General features: G+C 69.0%; 17 protein-coding genes and 2 pseudogenes. 7 read left to right on the forward strand and 12 right to left on the reverse strand.

The genetic code is table 11. From position 1 onward, the window contains the following. Position 1: 1 nt before the first annotated feature. The 7 genes from BLT45_RS06345 to BLT45_RS06375 all read right to left on the reverse strand — a co-directional run bounded on the left by BLT45_RS06345 (position 2) and on the right by BLT45_RS06375 (position 7051). Positions 2-1084: an SAM-dependent methyltransferase gene (locus BLT45_RS06345; protein ID WP_093296561.1), complete on the reverse strand. Its 1083-nt coding sequence runs from the start codon at positions 1082-1084 to the stop codon at positions 2-4. Next, positions 1081-1878 (reverse strand): DUF1295 domain-containing protein, encoded by a 798-nt coding sequence (locus BLT45_RS06350; protein ID WP_093296563.1) that lies wholly within the window; start codon positions 1876-1878, stop codon positions 1081-1083. Before BLT45_RS06350 ends, BLT45_RS06345 begins: the two co-directional genes overlap by 4 nt. Next, entirely contained in the window at positions 1875-3125 is a 1251-nt protein-coding gene (locus tag BLT45_RS06355) for an SAM-dependent methyltransferase (protein ID WP_093296565.1), read from the reverse strand. The genes BLT45_RS06350 and BLT45_RS06355 overlap by 4 nt, the downstream gene beginning before the upstream one ends. Further along, positions 3122-3898: a DUF1365 domain-containing protein gene (locus tag BLT45_RS06360; RefSeq protein ID WP_093296567.1), complete on the reverse strand. Its 777-nt coding sequence runs from the start codon at positions 3896-3898 to the stop codon at positions 3122-3124. The genes BLT45_RS06355 and BLT45_RS06360 overlap by 4 nt, the downstream gene beginning before the upstream one ends. Then, entirely contained in the window at positions 3895-5181 is a 1287-nt protein-coding gene (locus BLT45_RS06365) for an NAD(P)/FAD-dependent oxidoreductase (RefSeq protein ID WP_093296570.1), read from the reverse strand. The genes BLT45_RS06360 and BLT45_RS06365 overlap by 4 nt, the downstream gene beginning before the upstream one ends. Before the next feature lie 2 nt (positions 5182-5183). After that, complete coding sequence (locus BLT45_RS06370; RefSeq protein WP_093296572.1) at positions 5184-6134, reverse strand: acyl-CoA desaturase; 951 nt, start codon at positions 6132-6134, stop codon at positions 5184-5186. 65 nt (positions 6135-6199) lie between these two features. Continuing rightward, positions 6200-7051, reverse strand: a complete 852-nt coding sequence (locus tag BLT45_RS06375; protein ID WP_254771797.1) for a hypothetical protein — start codon at positions 7049-7051, stop codon at positions 6200-6202. A 165-nt stretch (positions 7052-7216) separates the two neighbouring features. Here BLT45_RS06375 and BLT45_RS06380 point away from each other — a divergent pair, with 165 nt between their 5' ends. The 5 genes and pseudogenes from BLT45_RS06380 to BLT45_RS06400 all read left to right on the forward strand — a co-directional run. After that, the gene (locus BLT45_RS06380) at positions 7217-7741 is read left to right on the forward strand and encodes a sigma-70 family RNA polymerase sigma factor (protein ID WP_254771841.1); all 525 of its coding nucleotides are present in this window, start codon (positions 7217-7219) and stop codon (positions 7739-7741) included. Beyond that, a complete protein-coding gene (locus BLT45_RS06385) occupies positions 7738-8409 on the forward strand; it encodes a ChrR family anti-sigma-E factor (protein WP_093296576.1) in 672 nt (223 codons plus the stop codon). The genes BLT45_RS06380 and BLT45_RS06385 overlap by 4 nt, the downstream gene beginning before the upstream one ends. A gap of 148 nt (positions 8410-8557) precedes the next feature. After that, positions 8558-9475 (forward strand): TIR domain-containing protein, encoded by a 918-nt coding sequence (locus tag BLT45_RS06390; protein ID WP_093296578.1) that lies wholly within the window; start codon positions 8558-8560, stop codon positions 9473-9475. A 141-nt stretch (positions 9476-9616) separates the two neighbouring features. Then, a complete protein-coding gene (locus BLT45_RS06395; RefSeq protein ID WP_093296580.1) occupies positions 9617-10867 on the forward strand; it encodes a putative DNA modification/repair radical SAM protein in 1251 nt (416 codons plus the stop codon). A 9-nt stretch (positions 10868-10876) separates the two neighbouring features. Further along, positions 10877-11677 (forward strand): annotated as a pseudogene (locus BLT45_RS06400) (TIGR03915 family putative DNA repair protein); the annotation flags it as partial. A gap of 46 nt (positions 11678-11723) precedes the next feature. Here BLT45_RS06400 and BLT45_RS06405 read toward each other — a convergent pair. Continuing rightward, positions 11724-12737: an aldo/keto reductase gene (locus BLT45_RS06405; RefSeq protein ID WP_093296584.1), complete on the reverse strand. Its 1014-nt coding sequence runs from the start codon at positions 12735-12737 to the stop codon at positions 11724-11726. A gap of 46 nt (positions 12738-12783) precedes the next feature. After that, a complete protein-coding gene (locus BLT45_RS06410) occupies positions 12784-13881 on the reverse strand; it encodes an alkene reductase (protein WP_093296586.1) in 1098 nt (365 codons plus the stop codon). Positions 13882-14031: 150 nt separating this feature from the next. On the opposite strand from BLT45_RS06410, the gene BLT45_RS06415 reads away from it, so the two are divergent. Further along, positions 14032-14946, forward strand: coding sequence for a LysR family transcriptional regulator (locus BLT45_RS06415; protein ID WP_093296588.1), 915 nt, complete (start codon positions 14032-14034; stop codon positions 14944-14946). 51 nt (positions 14947-14997) lie between these two features. Here the strand turns inward: BLT45_RS06415 and BLT45_RS06420 are convergent, their stop codons facing one another. The 3 genes and pseudogenes from BLT45_RS06420 to BLT45_RS18470 form a co-directional block, all read right to left on the reverse strand. After that, positions 14998-17568 carry a TonB-dependent receptor plug domain-containing protein gene (locus BLT45_RS06420; protein WP_254771798.1) on the reverse strand — a complete coding sequence of 857 codons (2571 nt, stop codon included), beginning with the start codon at positions 17566-17568 and terminating at the stop codon, positions 14998-15000. A 451-nt stretch (positions 17569-18019) separates the two neighbouring features. Continuing rightward, complete coding sequence (locus tag BLT45_RS18415; RefSeq protein WP_254771842.1) at positions 18020-18409, reverse strand: DUF1428 domain-containing protein; 390 nt, start codon at positions 18407-18409, stop codon at positions 18020-18022. After that, positions 18395-18757 (reverse strand): annotated as a pseudogene (locus BLT45_RS18470) (DUF1428 domain-containing protein); the annotation flags it as partial. The gene BLT45_RS18415 and the pseudogene BLT45_RS18470, both read right to left, overlap by 15 nt. Positions 18758-18895: 138 nt before the next feature. Between BLT45_RS18470 and BLT45_RS06430 the strand changes: the two are divergent. Next, positions 18896-19627, forward strand: a complete 732-nt coding sequence (locus tag BLT45_RS06430; protein WP_139187944.1) for a hypothetical protein — start codon at positions 18896-18898, stop codon at positions 19625-19627. Positions 19628-19632 lie beyond the last annotated feature (5 nt).

Here is a 19632-nt window from a genome sequence, read left to right on the forward strand (position 1 = left end):
GTCAGGTCTCCGCGTGGGCGCGCTGGAAGCGGTAGTGCGCGACCAGCCATTCCTGGCCGTCGCGGTAGCCGAACAGCTCCGCGCAGGCCATCCAGAACATGCGCCAGCGCTGGTTCCACAAGGCGGCCGCATCGCCGTAGGCCTCGCGCAGCACCGCCATCACCGCGTCGCGGTGCGCATCGTGCCGGGCCAGCCACTGGTTGGCGGTGCGCTGGTAGTGCGTGCCGTCCAGCAGCCAGCGTTCCTGCAGGTGCAGGTGCTGCTGGAAGAACAGCAGCAGGTCGGCCGACGGCATCATGCCGCCGGTGAAGAAATGCCGGCCCATCCAGTTGTCCTCGCCTTGGGTCTCGAACGGGTACATCAGGTCGCGGTGGACGAAGATGTGGACGAACAGCTGCCCGCCGGGCCGCAGCGTATCGTGGATGCGGCGCATCAGGGCGGCATGGTTGCTGACGTGCTCGAACATCTCCACCGACACGCAGCGGTCGTAGCGCGCGGTTTCGAGCTGCAGCTGGTTCACGTCGCAGGTGATGACGCGGACGTTGTGCAGGCCGCGTTCGGCGCAGCGCGCTTCGATGAAGTGGCGCTGCGAGTGCGAGTTCGACACGGCGGTGATGCGCGCGTTCGGATAGCGCTCGGCCATCCACAGCGTCAGCGAGCCCCAGCCGCAGCCGAGTTCGAGGATCTCCTGGCCATCCGCCAGCGCGGCACGTTCGCCGTACAGGGCGAGCATCGCGTCCTCGGCCTGGTCCAGCGTTTCCTCGCCGGTCGGATAGAAACAGCTGCTGTATTTCAGCCGGTGCCCGAGGCAATGGCGGAAGAACGCCGCCGGCAGTTCGTAGTGCTGGCGGTTGGCGGCCTCGGTATGCACCGCCAGCGCGCCCTCGCGCAGTCCGCGCAGGCGGTGCGCGAGCAGCGCCGACTGCGCCTCCTGGCCGCCCGCGCGTTCGTCGCGCAGGCGCTGCGCGCACAGCCGACGGATGCCCGCGCGGACCAGCGCGTCCGGCAGCAGGCCGCGTTCGGCAAGGCCGAGCAGGCCGGGGGCGGCGCGGTCGGCCGCGAGTTCTTCCACCATGGCATTCATCGGTTCGCCTCCTCGGCGCCAGTGTTCGGGAACCACGGGAACAGCATCGGCGTGCTGCGCTGGTACGCGCGGTAGTCCTCGCCGCGCGTGCGCAGCGCCTGCGCCTCGGTGTACGGAATGCCGCTGATGAAGCGCAGGAACACGTACATCACCACCGGACCGCTCCACGCCAGCCAGTCCCACGGCGAGCCCACCGCCAACGCGATGTAGGCGAACCAGTGCAGCCACTCGAAGAAGTAATTGGGATGGCGCGAGTAGCGCCACAGGCCCGCGCGGCAGGTGCGGCCGCGGTTCGCCGGGTCGGTGCGGAAGCGCGCGAGCTGGCGGTCGGCGAGGGCTTCGCCGGCGACGCTCGCGATCCAGATCGCCACGGCGGCGGCGAGCCAGGGCCACGCCGTGTGCTGCGGACTGCGCGCGGCCGCCGCGAAGGGCAGGGCGAACAGCACCACCAGCAAGGCCTGCGCCATGAAGAACAGGAAGAACTTGCCCTGGTGCCCCTGCCAGTGCGCGCGCAGGTGGCGGTAGCGGCCGTCCTCGGGCTCGCTGCGCACCCGATGCCACAGGTGCAGCGCCAGCCGCGCACCCCACAGGCCGCCGAGGACGGTCAGCACGGCGCGCGCCTGCCATGCGCCATCGCCGATCGCGGCGAGCAGCAGGGCGCTGCCGCCGACGCAGGCCGACCACAGCACGTCGACGATCCCCGCGTTGTTGCGGCGACGCTGCCACTGCCAGCCGCCGGCCATCACGACGGCGGCGAGCACGCCGACCAGGAGGAGGGCCAGCCCCGGGCTCATGCGCGCGCCCCCGGGTGGCCCGGCCGTGCCATCAGCAGGTGCGACACACCGATCGACCGCTCGAGGAAGCCGCCCTCGCAATAGGCCAGGTAGAACTCCCACAGGCGGATGAAACGCTCGTCGAAGCCTTGCGCACGCACTTCGGGCAGGCGCGTCATGAAGCGGCGACGCCAGGCGCGCAGGGTGTACGCGTACGACAGGCCGAAGTCTTCCTGATGGACCACCTGCAGGTCGCTGGCGCGCGTCTTCGCGGCGTACATGGCGGCGAGCGAGGGAATGAAGCTGCCGGGAAAGACGAAACGCTTGATGAAGTCCACCGAATCGCGTGCCTGCGCGTAGCGGTGGTCCTCGATGGTGATCGCCTGCAGCAACGCCTGCCCGCCCGGCCGCAGCAAGGTGCCCAGCTTGCCGAAGAAGGTCTCCAGGTACTGCGCGCCGATCGCCTCGACCATCTCGATGGAGACCAGCGCGTCGTACTCGCCCTGCAGGTCGCGGTAGTCCTGCAGCAGCAGGGTGACCCGGTCCTGCAGGCCGGCCTCGGCCACGCGCCGGCTGGCCAGCGCATGCTGTTCGCGCGAGATCGTGGTGGTGGTGACATGGCAGCCGTAGTGGCGCGCGGCATGCAGCGCGAAGCCGCCCCAGCCCGTGCCGATCTCGATCACGCGTTTTTCAGGCGTCAACGCCAGCTTGCGGCAGACGGCGTCGAGTTTCCGGTACGAGGCGACATCCAGGTCATCGTCCGGCGAAGCGAACATCGCGGACGAGTACATGACGTCCTTCGACAGGAACAGCGCGAAGAAATCGTTGCCCAGATCGTAGTGCGCCGCGATGTTGCGCCGGCTGCCTTCCCGCGTGTTGCGCCTGAGCGCGTGCCAGCTGCGCAGCGCCCAGCCGCCGAGGCGCGCCAGGCCCGTCTCCATCCCATCGAGCAGCGCACGGTTGCGCACCAGCAGGCGCACCAGGCCGACCAGGTCGTCGCAGCGCCACTGGCCTGCGATATAGGCTTCGCCCGCCCCCACGCTGCCCTGCGCCGCGACGGCGCGGTAGAACGCCGGATCGTCGATCCACAGGTGCACCGTCGGCAGCGCGTCCGGCCCGGCGTGGCCGAAGCGGTGCTCGCCCAGGGCATCGCGCACCACCAGCGCGCCGTGGTCCAGCGCATCGAGGCGGGACAGCAACTGCGAGCGCAGCAGGCGGTCGAACGCGCCGTAGGTCGGTGTGGCGGAGGTGGCGGCGATCTCGTTCATGGGGTCTCGCGGGCGAGGGGAGGATGGTCGTGGACCGGCGTGCGCTTCAGCCACAGGCGCAGCGCCTGCCAGTGGATGCCGGTCATCACCTGGGCGGTCATCAGCGGGTAGCGCCACAGCACCCGCGCCAGCGACGCGCCGTCCAAGGGTTGGCGCAGCAGGGTGAGGGTGGCGTCGAAGGCGCGCCGGCCTTCGCGGTCGACCTGCATGTGCACGCGCAGGGCCTCGTCCGGCGTGTCGAAGCGCCAGCGGTAGGCGCAGTCCATCGGCAGGAACGGCGAGACATGGAAGGCCTTGTCGAAGCCCCATTCCCAGCCGGCGCCCTGTGGCATGCCGTCGCGCACCGGCAGCACGTAGCTGTGCCGTTCGCGCCACGGGGTGTTGGTGATCTCCGCCAGCACGGCATCGAGCGTGGTGCCGTCGGGCTGGAAGCAGTAGTAGAAGCTCACCGGGTTGAACACGTACCCGCCGTAGCGCAGGTGGGTGAGCAGGCGCACGGGTCCGCTCGGCCGGTAGCCCAGCTGCCGCGCGACCCGGTCGCGCACCGCGTCGGCCAGCGGCTGGTCGTGCGGCGCGAGGTAATCGCTGCGGCGGAACTCGGCCAGGTTGCGCCGGTCCACCGACCACAGCCAGCGATGCGCGAACACCTGTTCCACTTCGTCCAGGTCGAGGTACAGCTGCGCCATGCGGTAGCGGAAGGCATGCGGCCGCGGCGCGTGGCGGCGGTGACGCACCCAGCCTTCGTAGACGGCGCTGGCGAGCGGCGCGCTCATGCCGGGAGGGCCTCGGAGGCGCGACAGTCGTCCGCACATCGCGGATGCGCATCGAACGCGGCGACCAGTTCGTGCGCACTGCGGATGCCGTCTTCGTGGAAGCCCCAGCCCCAATAGGCGCCGGCGAACCAGGTGCGCCGGCGGCCCTGGATCTCGGCCTTGCGGCGTTGTGCGGCGACCATGGCGTGGTCGTGCACGGGATGGCGGTACTGCATGCGTCGCAGGACGCGCGCGGGATCGATCGCGTCGCTGCGGTTCAGGGTGACGATGAAGGGCTCGGGCGACGCCACGCCCTGCAGCAGGTTCATGCAGTAGCTGACGGTGCAGGGCGCGTCCGGGTCGCGCGGGACATGCGCGTTCCACGCCGCCCAGGCCTTGCGCCGGCGGGGCAGCAGGCGCGCGTCGGTGTGCAGCACCGTGTCGTTGGACTGGTAGCGCATCGCCCCGAGGATCTCCCACTCGCGCGCGTCGGCGTCGCCCTGCAGCAGCGCCAGCGCGGTATCGCTGTGGCAGGCGAGCACGGCGTGGTCGAAACGTTCGCGGCCGTGCTCATGGACGACCTCGACATCCCGCGCGCCGCGCCTGACGGCATACACGGGGCACGACATCCGTTCCTCCACGCGCCAGCGGCGGCGCAACGCCTCCACGTAGGTGGCCGAGCCGCCCGTCACCACGCGCCACGGCGGGCGGGTGCCCAGCGTCAGCATCTGGTGGTGGGCCATGAACTGGACCAGGTAGCGGGCCGGGAAGGCGAGGATGTCCTGCGGCGGCGACGACCACAGTGCGGACGCCATCGGCACCAGGTGCTCATCGCAGAACGCCATGCCGTAACGGCCGGCCTGCAGGTAGTCGCCCAGCGTCGGGCCCGGGCCGTCGCGTTCCAGCAGGGCGGGCGCCTCGCGATAGAAGCGGGCGAGGTCCTTCAGCATGCCGAGGAAACGGGGCGACAGCAGGTTGCGGCGCTGGCAGAACAGGGTGTCCAGGGTGTGGGCGTTGTATTCCACGCCGCTGCGTTCGCTGCGCACGGAGAAACTCATCGTGGTCGGCTGCGAGGCGACCCCGAGTTCGTCGAACAGCCCGCTCAGCAGGGGGTAGCGATCGCGATTGAAGACGATGAAACCGCTGTCGATGCGGTACGCGCGACCGGCCTGTTCCACCGTGTGCGTATGGGTGTGCCCGCCCAGGTAGTCGTTGGCCTCGTACAGCACCACGTCATGGCGCTGCGACAGCCACCAGGCCGAGGCCAGGCCCGCGATGCCGGAACCGATGACCGCGATCCGCATGCTCAGCGCCTCGCCTTGGCCAGCACCCAGGCGGGCACGGGCTTCAGGTCGCGCACCAGTCCCAGCAGCGCCATCGTGCGCAGGGCGTACCAGGTGAGGTCGATCTCCCACCAGCGGAAGCCCTGGCGCGCGGTGCCCGGGAAGAAATGGTGGTTGTTGTGCCAGCCTTCGCCGAACGTCAGCAGCGCCAGCCAGAGGTTGTTGCGGCTGTCGTCGCGCGTATCGAAGCGGCGACGTCCGAAGCGGTGCGCCAGCGAGTTGATCGTCACCGTGGCATGAAAGAGCACCACGGTGGAGACGAAGAAACCCCACACCAGCAACTGCGGCCCGCTGGTGCCGAGATCGGGCGCGACGCGTTCCAGCAGGGCGCCGAGGCCGAACAGGGCGGCCGCCAGCAGCACGGGCACGACGGTGTCGTAGCGGTCCAGCCAGCGCAGTTCGGGATAGCCGGCCAGGTCCGGGATGCGCGACCAGTCCGTGCGGAAGCCCTCGCGGGTCAGGAACCAGCCGGCATGGCTCCACCAGAAGCCGCGCTGCGTCGGCGAATGCGGATCGGCCATCGTGTCCGCGTGCCGATGGTGGTTGCGATGATGCGCCGCCCACCACAACGGGCCGCGCTGCACGCTGGACGCACCGATCAGCGCGAACACGAACTGGAGCACGCGCGAGGTGCGGAACGTGCGATGCGAGAAGTAGCGATGATAGAAGCCGGTGATCGCGAACATCCGCACGGCATAGAGGGCGATGGCCACGATCACCGCGATCGGCGACACGCCGACCCAGAGCACCGCCACGCAGGCCAGGTGCATGCCGATGAAGGGAATCGCGCGCAGCCAGTCGATGCGTCCGGCGTGTGTGGCGTCTTCGTCCGTGCGCGCCTCGGTGTCGAACCAGCGCGACAGCGTGGACAGGCGCGTCGCCGTCGTGCGGGTGGGGGAAGCACTGGCCGGCATGGCGTCTCTCCGCTGCGTTGGAGAGGCTTACGCAGGACGGCGGCGATCGGATGCAGGCGGCGCGCTCATCGACCGCAGCTGCGCACCAACGCCGTCGCGCGCGCCTGCCGGAGCGCATCGGTATCGGCGGGCGTGGCCGGATCGGGAAACACGATGCGCACGTCCTGGTGCTTCCCCGTTTCGTCGCGGATGGTCGCGATGCCGGCGAACTCGAGCAGGCGCTGGTCCGCGTCGGCATAGGTCAGTTCCATCGTCGGTGCGATGAAGCCGTACCAGCGATCGAGTTTCATCGTCAGACGCCGTGCGGGAATGCCTTCCCAGCGCACGGCGGCGCCCGGACGCAGGCGTACCGGGACGAAGGCCATGCGGCTGGGCAACAGGAAGGGCTGGGTCACGTCGCGGCCGGCGCGCAGCGCGGTCCAATGCAGGCGGACGCTCTCATCGAAGCCGGCATCGACCACGCCGCCGGCCGGAAGCGCGACGATGCGCTGCTTCGGCGTCGCGTTCGCGGAGGCGCGCACGTAGACGGTGCGTCCGCCGGCCCCGCTGCGCGCGCCTTCGCGATACCCGTCGCGGGCATCCTCGAAATCGAAATCCGGCGCCTGCGCCGACGTGCGCGCCACCACGGTCTTGCGCGCGAAGGCGCGGCCGTCCGGACAGCGATAGAGCACCAGCCGGTGGGCAAGGCCGTCCTGCCGGTAGCGCCAGTGCGACTCGCGGTAGAGCAGGGCATCGCCCTGCCGCGCATAGGCCCGCGCTTCCTGGCGCAGGATGTCGGCACTCGCGGCCGCAGGACCCGCCAGGCAGGCGAGGGCGAGGGCGAGCACGGAACGGCGTACGGGCATCGGTTCGTCCTGCCTGCGGCGATGCCGGCTGTACGTGCGCGCCGGCGTGGCGGATGCAGGGCGCTGGTGCATCCAAGTCGCCTCCTCCCGCGTAGACGCCGCCATCACGCACCGCAACGGGACCGCTGGCTTACCATGCCATCCGACTTCACAAGGAGATCGTCGTCCCCCGGGACGACCCGGCCGGTGTCCACGCCCACGCCTTCCCCGCGGGATGCCCACGACTGGGCCGGCGACATGGTCGCGGTCGCGCGGCTGCGCGACCGGGCCAGTTTCATGCGCCTGTACGACCACTTCATGCCGCGCCTGTGCCTTTACCTGCGCGGCCTGGGCAACGCCGACGCGGTCGCCGAGGACCTCGCGCAGGAAGCCTTGCTGCGCCTGTGGCAGCGCGCCACGACATACGACCCCCAGCATGGCGCGGTGTCGACGTGGTTGTTCCGCATCGGCCGCAACCTGCACATCGATCGCGTGCGACGCGAACCGGGCTGGGTGCAGGTGCTGGAGGAAGGCGAACCGGTGGCGGACGAGGACCTCGCCCGTCCCTTCTCGTCGGCCGAGGATTACGCCGAGCATGTCCACCTGCAGCGCCGCATCGAGGACCTGCCCGCTGTGCAGGCGCGCCTGATGCGCATGTCGTATTTCGAAGCCAAGAGCCACCAGGAGATCGCCGACGAGCTCGGCATGCCGCTGGGCACGGTGAAGTCGCACCTGCGGCGCGCATTCCTGCGCCTGCAGGGCCAGCTGAGGGGACAGTCGTGAATCCGCACCATCATCTCGACGCGTCCACCGTGGTCAGCTACGCCGCCGGCGCGCTGGCCGTGGAAATCGCGGTCGTCGCGGCCACCCACCTGGAAACCTGCGGGCATTGCCGTGCGCGCGTACAGGACGCCGAGCGCATCGGCGGTCAGCTGGTCGAACACCAGCAGCCGGCGTTGCCGTCCGCGGGCCGGCTGGCCGATCTGCGGGCGTCCATGCTGGAGCAGCTGGAGGCGCCGATGCCCGCGACTGCGCCGCCCGCGCCGCGCAGCGCGCCCTATGAAGACGACGACCGCCTGCCGGCGCCGCTGCATCCTTATTTCGGCCCGTCGTACCGCGCGCTGAAGTGGCGCTGGATGGCGCCGGGCGTGCACTGCATCCGGGCCACCGGCACGAAGAGCGGCACCCTGCTGATGCTGAAGATCGGCCCCGGGCGCAGCATGCCCGTGCACAGCCATGGCGGCACCGAGCTGACCCAGATCCTGCGGGGCGCCTACCACGATGCGCTGGGCCACTTCGCGCCCGGCGACGTGGCCGACCTCGACAGCGATGTCGAGCACCAGCCGGTCACCGTGCCCGGCATCGCGTGCATCTGCGTGTCCGCGCTCGATGCGCCGCTGCGGTTCCCCGGATGGCTGGCGCGGCGGCTGCAGCCGCTGTTCAAGCTCTGACCGCGCGAAACGGGACGCGCGGCGTCCCGTCCCGTCGGCCTCATCGGCGCCGCAGGTCGGCGCTGCGGGACAACCGCGGGCAGGGTCCGCCATGGCGAGGGGATTGCGCTACGCTGGCCGTATCGAATCCCACCCGCGAGTGCGTGCCATGGCAAAGCCACGGATCTTCCTGGGGTCGTCGGGCAAGCAGACGAAGCTGCTGCAGGCGTTGACGCGCGGACTGGAAGAGGTCGCCGACGTCGAGCCGTGGACCGCCACGTTCAATCCCGGCACCACCACACTGGGACGGTTGCTGGAGCTGACCCGGCAGGTGGATTTCGCCGCGTTCGTATTCGCGCAGGACGACTGGACCACGCGTACGCCGGCGCTGGACGAGGCCGCACCCGGGCAGGCCTCGCCGCGCGACAACGTCGTGTTCGAAGCGGGCCTGTTCGGCGGCGTGCTGGGCATGCGCCGCACCTTCATCCTGCACGCCAGCGGCGCCAAGCTGCCGACCGACCTGCTGGGCCTGACCTGCGTGCGCTACGAAGGCGCGGGCACGGCGGCGGAGACCAAGGCCATATGCCAGAAGCTGCGCAACGCCATCCAGAGCGAAGGCCAGGCCTCGCGCGTCGAAGGCACCTGGTGGCAGTTCTCGCTGACGCAGCGCAGCGAGAAGGAACCTTCGGCGCTCGGACTGGTGCGACTCGTGCGCAACCGCGCCGGCGCGCTGGAAATGAAAGGCAGCGCCTGGCATCCGGATGGCAGCCTGTCGGCCCGCTACTGGAGCGAGGCCGTGCGGGAGAAGGAAGACGGTTCGGCCGTCTTCTACTACTGGAAAGGCGAGCGCCCGCTGCATCCGGACGCGCCGCAGCTGGAAGGCACGGGCGAAATCCGGCTGGAATCCGCCGAGCGCGCCACCGGGTACTTCACCACCCGCGGCGACGAGGTCAACGCCCGCACGGCCGGCATCTACCTGCACGCCGAACCGGAGGAGATCGCGATCCTGGACGGGCGCGACGACCGTCAGCGTGCGACGCTGATCGCGGACCGGTTGGCGCACTGGAAGTCGATCCTCAGCGTGTAGCGCCACGCGCACCGTCTTCACGGACAGCGGCTGCGCATCGCTGCCCTCGATCGTGCCCATTCCGTTCAGACAACGCATGCAGGCGGGGTCGCGCGCGCGTTCCGTCTCATCGCGCGAGAGGCCGTTGGCTAGAATGGCGGCATGCAATTGAAGGACAAGCTCGCGATCCTCGCCGATGCGGCCAAGTACGACGCTTCGTGCGCGTCGAGTGGCGCGGGCAAGCGGCACTCGCTGGGCAAGGGCGGCATCGGCAGCACCGAGGGCATGGGCATCTGCCATTCGTACACGCCGGACGGGCGCTGCGTTTCGCTGCTGAAGATCCTGCTGACCAACTTCTGCATCTACGACTGCGCGTACTGCGTCAACCGCGTGTCCAGCAACGTCCCGCGCGCGCGCTTCGCCACCGCCGAAGTGGTGCGGCTGACGCTGGAGTTCTACAAGCGCAACTACATCGAAGGCCTGTTCCTCTCCAGCGGCATCATCCGCAACGGCGACTACACGATGGAGCAGATGGTCGAAGTGGCGCGCAGCCTGCGCGAGGACCATCGCTTCGCCGGCTATATCCACCTCAAGACCATTCCCGAGGCCTCGCCGGAGCTGCTGGCCGCCGCGGGCCGCTATGCCGACCGCCTCAGCATCAACGTCGAGCTGCCGACCGAGGCGGGACTGAAACAGCTCGCGCCGCAGAAGGAAGCGCAGGGCATCCGGGACGCGATGGGCGAGCTGCACTGGCGCATCCAGGCGGCGAAACCGGACAGGAAGGAGGCGCAGCCGAAGCGCAAGCGGCCCCCGAAATTCGCACCGGCCGGGCAGAGCACGCAGATGATCGTCGGCGCCGATGCGGCCGACGACCGCGCCATCCTCACCAGCAGCGATGCGCTCTACCGCCAGTTCCGCATGCGCCGCGTGTACTACTCCGCCTTCAGCCCGATCCCGGATGCGTCCACGCACCTGCCGCTGCGGGCACCGCCGCTGCAGCGCGAACACCGCCTCTACCAGGCGGACTGGCTGCTGCGCTTCTACGGCTTCGACGTGAAGGAGATCGTCGACGACACGCCGGGCCAGGACGGCATGCTCGACCTGGATGTCGATCCCAAGCTCGCCTGGGCGCTGCGCCACCCGGATCGTTTCCCGGTCGACCTCAACGCGGCGCCGCGCGAGATGTTGCTGCGCGTGCCCGGGCTGGGCGCGCGCAACGTGCAGCGCATCGTCGATTCGCGCCGTCAGGGCAGGTTGCGCGTGGCGGACCTGGCGCGACTGCGCGCGCCGCTGCAGAAGGTGTTGCCGTTCGTGGTGCTGATCGACCACCACCCGCGGCAACGACTCGACGATCCTGTCCGCTTGCGTCGCGAGCTCGCGCCGGCGCCGCGCCAGGCCGATCTGTTCGGCTGAGGCGTCGGAATGTTCCGCGCCACCGTGATGCCTGCCTGGGACGTGGACGCATGGCGCACGCAGGCGCGTCACGCCTGGGAAGCGGAACTGCCGCCGGAATCCGTCGAATGGCAGGCCGATGCGCAGGGCGAATTGCTTGCGGCGGCTGCCGTGATGGATCAAACCGGACGTCGCACGGGGCTGGCGGTGCCCGCAGCGTTCATGGCGTTCGCGGCATCGGTGCTGTGTCATCGGGATATCGGCAGGCACGCGTTGCTGTATCGCCTGCTCTGGCGGATCGGCAACGGCGAGCGTGCGCTGCTCGATCGCGCCACCGATATCGATGTGCATCGCGCGACCCGCTGGTCACAGGCCGTGCGGCGCGACACGCACAAGATGAAGGCCTTCGTGCGCTTCCGCCAGGTCGAAGGCGAAGAAAACACCTACATCGCGTGGTTCGAGCCGGACCATTACATCGTCGACCGGGTCGCGCCGTTCTTCATGCGCCGCTTCGCCGGCATGCGCTGGGCAATCCTGACGCCGTATCGCAGCGTGCAATGGGACGGGACCGACCTGTGGGCGGGTGACGGCGCGCAACGCGCGGATGCGCCGGCCGATGATGCCGAAGACGCGCTGTGGCGCACCTACTACGCCAACATCTTCAATCCGGCGCGACTCAACACCCGGATGATGCGGCAGGAGATGCCGCAGAAATACTGGAAGCACCTGCCTGAAGCGCACCTGCTGCCGGACCTGATACGCGACGCCGGCCGCCGCGTGCGCGAGATGGACGAACGCGAGGCGCAGGCGCCGCGTCGGCGCATCCCGGCGCGCAAGCCGCCTTCGCGGTGACGAAGGCGACCGCGGTCCGCCTTACTCAGGCGCCACCCGGCAGCGGCGCGTCGGCATGCACCAGACCCGCGCTGCGCAGGTCGCGCCAGAAACCGGCGGGGACGACTTCCTTCAGCGCCGCGCTGTCTTCAGCGATGCGGTCGGGCTTGCTGGCGCCGGGAATAACCGCCGCGACGGCCGGATTGGCCAGCGCGAACTGCAGGCCGGCAGCCTTCATGCTGATGCCGTACCGATCGGCGAGCGCCTTGATGCGCGCCACCTTGTCGAGGATCTGCGACGTGGCCGGCGCGTATTCGAAGTTCGGGCCGCCGACCAGCGCACCGGAGCTGTAAGGGCCGCCGACCACGATGCCCAGCCCACGCTCGGCGACCTTCGGCATCACCCGCTGCAACGCACGCGCGTGGTCGAGCAGCGTGTAGCGCCCGGCCAGCAGGAAGCCGTCCGGGCGCGGCCCGTCCAGTTCCAGCAGCAGTTCGATCGGTTCGACCCGGTTCACACCGAGTCCCCAGGCCTTGATGGTGCCTTCATCACGGAGGCGGTCCAGCGCCTTGAACGCACCGGTACGCGCCTGTTCGAACATCGACAGCCACTCGTCGCCGTAGAAGTCCTGCGCGATGTCGTGGACCCAGGCGATCTCGATGCGATCGGTCTTCAGCCGCTTCAGGCTGTCCTCGATCGAACGCAAGGTGGCGTCATAGGAATAGTCGTTGACGATCTTGTTGGGACGACCGTACTTGAATACGTCGCCTTTCTCGCCGAGATCGCGGGCGTTGATGTCCTCGACTTCGTCCAGGATCAGCCGGCCGACCTTGGTGCTGATGACGTAGGCGTCGCGCGGTTTGTCGGCCAGCGCGTCGCCCATGCGGATCTCCGCCAGGCCGGCGCCATAGAAGGGCGCGTTGTCGAAGTAGCGGATGCCGTCGTTCCAGGCGGCCTCGACGGTGGCGCGCGCTTCGGCTTCCGGGATGTCGCGGAACATGTTGCCGAGCGGGGCGGTGCCGAAACCGAGCTTGCCGGGAAGCAGGTCGTGGAGGGACATGGTGGACTCCTGAGGGATCGGGATGGAAGGAAGAGGGATGTCGGGATCAGGCCGCGTGCGCCTGCGGTGCAGTGAACTGCGTATAGCCTTCCGCGCCACCGCCGAAGTAGCCGGCCGTCGGCGCGTCGAACAGCGGGCTGTCGTCACGCAGGCGTTCGACCAGATCGGGGTTGCCGATGAACGGCTTGCCGAACGCGATCATGTCCGCATGGCCACCGGCGGTGGCATCGAGCGCGCGCTGGCGGTCGTAGCCGTTGTTGGCGAGGTAGGCGCCGCCGAACGCGTCGCGCAGTGCCTTGACGTCGAAGTCGTCGGCGCCGTTGCCGGCATGCAACTGGCCTTCGACCACGTGCAGGTAGGCCAGGCCCATTTCGCCGAGGCGGCGGGCGACGTAGAGATGCGTCTCCATCGTGTGGCTGTCCAGCGGCGTGTCGCCGACCGCGGTGGACAGAGGCGACAGGCGCAGGCCTACGCGATCCGCACCCCAGACGCCGGCGACGGCGGCAGTGACTTCAAGCAGCAGCCGTGTGCGGTTCTCGAGCGAGCCGCCATAACGGTCGTCGCGACGGTTGGTGCTGTCGCGCAGGAACTGTTCCAGCAGGTAACCGTTGGCGGCGTGCACTTCCACGCCATCGAAGCCGGCATCCTTTGCCCGCTGCGCGGCCTGGCGGTAGTCCTCGATGATGCCGGCGATCTCGTCGGTGGCCAGGGCGCGCGGCATCGACGGCGGCACGTGGCCGGCCTCGGTGAAGACGCTGCCGCCGGCCTGGATCGCGGAGGGGGCCACCGGGGCGCCGCCACCTTCCTGCAGGCTGGTATGCGACATGCGGCCTACGTGCCAGAGCTGCACCACGATGCGGCCGCCCCGGGCATGCACGGCGTCGGTAACCGGCTTCCATGCGGCTACATGCTCATCCGAGTGGAGGCCCGGCGTGTAGGCGTAGCCGCGGCCTTGGCGGGAGATGTTGGTGGCCTCGGTAATGATCAGGCCGGCCGAGGCGCGCTGGCCGTAGTAGTCGACGGCCAGCGGGGTCTGCACGCCGTCCATGCCGGCGCGCGAGCGGGTGAGCGGCGCCATGGCGATGCGGTTGCGGACCTCGATGGCGCCCAGGCGGATGGGGGAGAACAGGGCGGCGGATGACATGGCGGACTCCAGAGGGGGCGGTGCGGGGAGGAGAGGCGCCTTCGCTTGCCGGTCCGGCGCCTCGCCGGGATGGACACAGCCTGCGCGCCGCCAAGGCATTCAGCCAATTTATTTGTTGAATTCCAGATATATGGAATCCAATATGACTGCATGCGTTACGACCTCAACCTGTTGCCCGTCTTCCTGGCGCTGATGGACGAGCGCAACGTGACCCGCGCCGCAGTGCGGCTGGGCATCACCCAGCCCGCGCTGTCGAATGCGCTGGTGCGCATGCGCGAGATGCTGCAGGACCCGTTGTTCATCCGCGAGCGCTACGGCATGCAGCCGACGCAGAAGGCGATCGAGCTGGCGCCCGGCATCGCCGCCGCACTGTCGCAGATGGATGCGCTGGTGCTCGGACAGCGGCAGTTCGACCCGGCGAAGGAGGAGCGGCTGTTCACGCTGGCGCCGAACAGCTACTTCGAATTCGTACTGGTGCCGGCCATCGCCGCGCGGCTGCGCGAGCGTGCGCCCGGCATCCGGCTGCGGCTGGTGCCGTTCGGCACCGATCTGGCCGAGACGGGCGCCATTTCGGGCGAAACCGCGCTGGTGCTGGGCCGGTTCGTCGAGCCTCCCGACAACCTGGTCGTGCAGCATCTGGCGGACGATGGGGTGGCGTGCGTGGTGCGTGCCGACCATCCCGTGGTCAACAAGCGCTTGTCCAAGGCGCAATACGAGCAATTGCGGCACGTCAACGTGGTGCCGCCGGGCAAGCTGCGCGCCGGGCTGTTCCAGGCCCTGGAGAAGCAGGGGCTAAGGCGTAACGTCGCCGTGTCGGTGACGCACTTCCTGTCGATTCCCGAGCTGGTCGCGGCGACCGATTACTGCGCCACGCTGCCGAAGCTGATCTGTGCGCAGTTGGCGCGCGATCCGCGCCTGAAGGTGCTGCCCGCACCGGTGGACCTGGGCACGTTCCCGCTGGAGATGGCGTGGCATGTGCGCTATCGCCACGATCCTGCCCACCAGTGGTTGCGCGCGCTGGTCGCGGAGGTGGCGAAGGACGTCGCGCGAGGCAGGAAGCCCTGACAACGGAATGCCGGCGCCCTTTCGGGACGCCGGCATCCGGTTACCGCGGTATCAGAACTTCCAGCCCACGCGGGCGTAGTAGAAGCCGCCGTTGAAGCCGTACGGCGAATGCACCGGATAGGCCGCGCCGGCGACCGCCGCGCCCCACGGGTTGTCGTCCGGGGTTTCGTCGAACAGGTTCTGCGCACCGACGTTGACGTACAGGCCGGAAGCGAACGTCCAGCCCACTTCGGCGTCCACGATCACCGTGCTGTCTTCGTAGATCGGCAGGCCGCCGTCTTCCACGGTGATGACGCCGCTGTCCAGGTGGTCTTCGTACCAGGAGCCGTAGTAGCCCAGGCGCAGGTTGGCGTGGAAGACCTCGCGCTGGTGGTTGACGCTGAAATAGCCCTTGGTCTTCGGCAGCGATTCCTCGATCTTGTAGACGCGGGCCTCGTTGATGAAGTTGGGGTCGTAGCGGTCCACCTTGGTCTTGTTCCAGTTCACCGCGAGCGAGTAGGTGGTCTTGCCGCCGAAGTGCGCCGTTTCCACGCTGGTCACCAGGTCGACACCGGTGGTGGTGGTGTCGAAGGCGTTGCCGAAGTAGGTCACCGAGTTCAGCGACGCCGCCTCGGGATTGCCCGACGCCACCAGCGCCGCACGTTCGGCATCGGTCAGTTCGAAGCTGGTGCTGAGCGCGATGCGGTCCTCGACTTCGATGTGGTATCCGTCCACCGTCACCAGCCAGTCGCCGCTGTTCCACACCAGGCCCAGCGACGCGCTCTTGGACTCTTCCGGCGTCAGTGCGCGCGAGCCCTTCAGCTCGGCGATGGGATTGGTCGGCGGCAACGTCGCGATGTCGATCAGCGCATTGCCTTCGAAGGCCGTGGTGATCTGGCTGATGTTCGCCTGGCCCGGGGTGGGGGCGCGGAAGCCGGTATTGACGGCGCCGCGCAGCGCGAAGGTGTCGCTGACGTCGAAACGCCCGGTCAGCTTGCCGTTGGTGGTGCTGCCGAAATCGTCGAAGTCCTCGCGGCGTACGGCGGCCGCGAGCAGGAACTGTTCGGTGAACTGCGCCTCCAGGTCCAGGTAGACCGCCCAGTTGCGGCGATCCCATTCGCCGGCGGTGCGCGGGTTGAAACCGTTGAAGCCGTTGGAGCCCAGCGCGAAGCCCTGCTGGGTCAGCGGCCCGATGGCGGTGGAGGGGCCGTCGCCCTGCTTGACCTCGAAACTTTCCTCGCGCCATTCCGCGCCGGCCGACAGGCGCAGCGCCTGGGCGGTGAACGAAGTCTCGATGTCGGTGCCGACGTCGAAGTTCACACCCTTTTCTGTCTGCGTGTTGCCGCCGGGATGGAAGCGCAGGCCCGTCGGCTGGTTGGCGCCCAGCGATGCATTGACCGTGTTGTAGATGGTGAAGTCGATGTCGTTGCGGCCATAGGTGGCGCTGACGTCCCAATGCCAGGCATTGCCCCAGGTGCCCTTGACGCCGCCGACCACCGACATGTCCTCCAGGCTGCCGCCGAAGCGCGGGGTGAAGCCGCCCGGCAGCGTCGACAGGAAGGTGAAGCAGTTCGACGGCAGCGCGGAGACCGCAGCGCTCACCGTGCTGTACGGGATCAGGTTGCCGGCCCCGTCGCGGAGCGCGATGGTGGGGCAGCCGCCCGCGCCGGTGGTGTCGCCGATCAGCAGCGTGTCGCCGCCGTCGTTGGAGTACACGCCGGAGCGCGCGGTGGGGTCGCGGAAATAGAAGCCGCCGTCGACGTCGCGCTGGGCGTAGTTGCCGAACAGGTAGACGTCCACGCTGTCGCCGCTGATGCCGAGGTTGGCGACGAACTTCACGTCGTCGTCCACCTTCGGCGAACCCCAGATCTGCGCCGGCACCGGCACGCCGGGATAGCCGGCGGCGATCGCGGCGGCGGCATCGTCGCGCTGCACGCTGCGCGAGGTGTCGTCGGCCTGGCGCCATTCGGCGGTCAGGGTCGCGTAGCCGCGCGCGGTGAGCGGCAGGCCGATCTGCGCCGAGTACTGCGTGGTGAAACCGTCGCCCTCGTAGTACTGGCCGGCGAATGCTTCGAACGCGCCGCCTTCGCTGATCTTCTTCAGGCCGAAGTTGACGACGCCGGCGATGGCGTCCGAGCCGTACTGGGCGGCTGCGCCGTCGCGCAGCACTTCCACCTGCTCCAGTGCGAGCGAGGGGAACACCGAAAGATCGGGACCCTGCGAACCATCGGACAGGCCGTGGCCGAGGAAGGTGATCACCGCCGAGCGGTGGAAGCGCTTGCCGTTCACCAGCACCAGCGTGTTGTCCGGCGGCAGTCCGCGCAGGTTGGCGGGGCGGATCAGGCTGGCCGCATCGTCGATCGGGATGGTGCTGACATTGAAGGAGGGCACCAGCACGCGGAGCTGGTCGAGCGCGTCGGTCGCGCCCTGGTTGCGGAATTCCTCGGCGCCGATGATGTCGATCGGGACCGCGGACGAGGAGACCGAACGCGGTTGGCCACGGCTGCCCAGGACCGAGACGGTGTCCAGCGTGGTCGCTTCGTCAGTGGCGGCCGTGGGCGTGGATGCGGGTGGCGTTTCCGTCGTCTGCGCAAGGGCGGAGCCGGTGCCCACCAGCGTTGCGGCGGCCAGGGCCCATTTCACAGCGGACGCCAGCGGCGCCCTGGTAATGCGTACGTACGGTTCCGCTCTCTTGCCCATGTGGTGCGCCCCTAATAAGTATGGTGATGAAGGCCCTCTCTTCCGGCACCGCGATGTAGCGTCGCGATGCGGCCTTGGAACCTTAGGCGGCGACAAACGGCGATAAGTGTGGCTCGTGTCACATCACGAAACGCCATCACCAGAAGGTAATTCCCGTTCTTCCATACGCTGTTCGCGTATCGCACATGCGTGGTGCGTTTTTCTCGGCGGCAGTGCGTAACGTACCTTTCGCGTGCAAACGATCCGTCCGCCGCGAACGCGTTCGAGCGTCCGATCAACGACGTGAAAGAGAGTGACGAATACGCTTTGCGCCGGCGTCGGTGACCCGCGGGCGCGGGTGTCCGCTTCGACCTCGGGCCGGGAGCCGATCCGCACGGCTCCCGGCGGGGGCGGATCAGCCGCGCAGTTCGACCACCGGCGCGAAACCGCCGTACACCATGCGCTGGCCGTCGAACGGCATCGGCGGGTTGTCCTTGTTGGACGGGTCCATGCGCGGATCCTCCATCATCTTCTTCATGCCGGCATCGCGCGTGGCCTTGTCCGGCCACTCGACCCACGAGAACGCCACGGTTTCATCCGCCTTGGCCTGCACGGCCTTGCGGAAGTCGGTGACCTTGCCGTCGGGCACGTCGTCGCCCCAGGCCTCGATGATGCGGGTGGCGCCGTACTCCATGAAGATCGTGTCGAACGTGGTGGCGAACTCGGTGAACGCCTGCTTGCCCGACGAGGGTGCCGCGATGATGAAGCCGTCGACATAGGAGGACGGGGTGGCGCTGTCGCCCAGTTCCAGCGTCGGCACGAAGCCGCCAAAGATCAGGCGCTTGCCGTCGAAGGGCATCGGGTTGTTTTCGGGCGACATGCGCGGGTCGTCCATCATCTTCTTCATGCCGGCATCGCGCGTGGCCTTGTCGGGCCACTCGATCCAGGAGAACACCACGCTTTCGTCCTGCTTCGCCTGGACGGTCCTGCGGAAGTCGGTGACCTTGCCATCGGGCACGTCGTCTTCCCAGCACTCGACCACGCGCGTCGCGCCCTGTTCGACGAACACGGGGTCGCCGAGGTTGGCGTGGTCGATGAACTTCTGTTTGTTGGCGGTGGGCACGGCGGCCACGAAACCATCGATGTACGGCATGGAAACCTCCGGGGATGCGGCGCCGGGATGACGCCTTCCTGAATGCGACGAGCGGGGAGCGCGGAATTCGACAGGCGGCTGGCCGTTGCCCGCCGGGGCGGGCGTTGAACCTGCCACGATCAGGAAGAAGGTGGCGTGATGGCGGTTTCAGCAGCAGGCGCGGTCCCGCGCCGGTCGGGCCCGTGGGGCATCGGCAGCGGTGTCTGGATGTGGGGCCTCGTGGCCCTGGTGGGCGTGGGATTCTGGAGGACCTATTTCAGCCGCCTCGGCCTGGCCGATGCGGTCACCCACCTGCATGCCGGCCTCATGCTGGCCTGGGTGGCGATGCTGCTGGTGCAACCCTGGCTGATCCGCACGCGGCGCATGGCCCTGCACCGGCAGGTCGGGCAGTTCTCGTACGGCGTGATGCCCGGCGTGCTGATCACCGCGCTGTGGTTGTCGCACCTGCGGATCGCGGCCGCGCCGCCGGAGATGTTCGGCCTGCAGTCGATGCTGTTGTACCTGGGCATGGCCGCGTCGCTGATGCTGGCGCTGTTCTGGGGCCTGGCCATCGTGCATCGCCGCGAACCGGCGCTGCATGCGCGCTACATGGTGGCCACCGCGCTGGTGATGATCGATCCGGCCGCGGCACGCCTGATGCTGGCGCTACTGCCCGAGGGCGCGCGTTTCAATCCGTCATGGGGCGGCTACGCGCTGACGTTCGCGATCCTGGCGGTGCTGATCTGGTTCGACCGCGCGGCGCCGCGCGGTCGTGGCGTGTTCCGCTTCGTCGCGGCCGTGTTCGCGCTGAACTTCGTGCTGATGCATGTCGTGCCGGGTACCGCGGCGTGGCAGTCGTTCGCGCGCGGGTGGGCCGCCTTCGGCGGCTGACGCGT

This window comes from Pseudoxanthomonas sp. CF385 (assembly GCF_900104255.1).
Lineage (GTDB): Bacteria > Pseudomonadota > Gammaproteobacteria > Xanthomonadales > Xanthomonadaceae > Pseudoxanthomonas_A.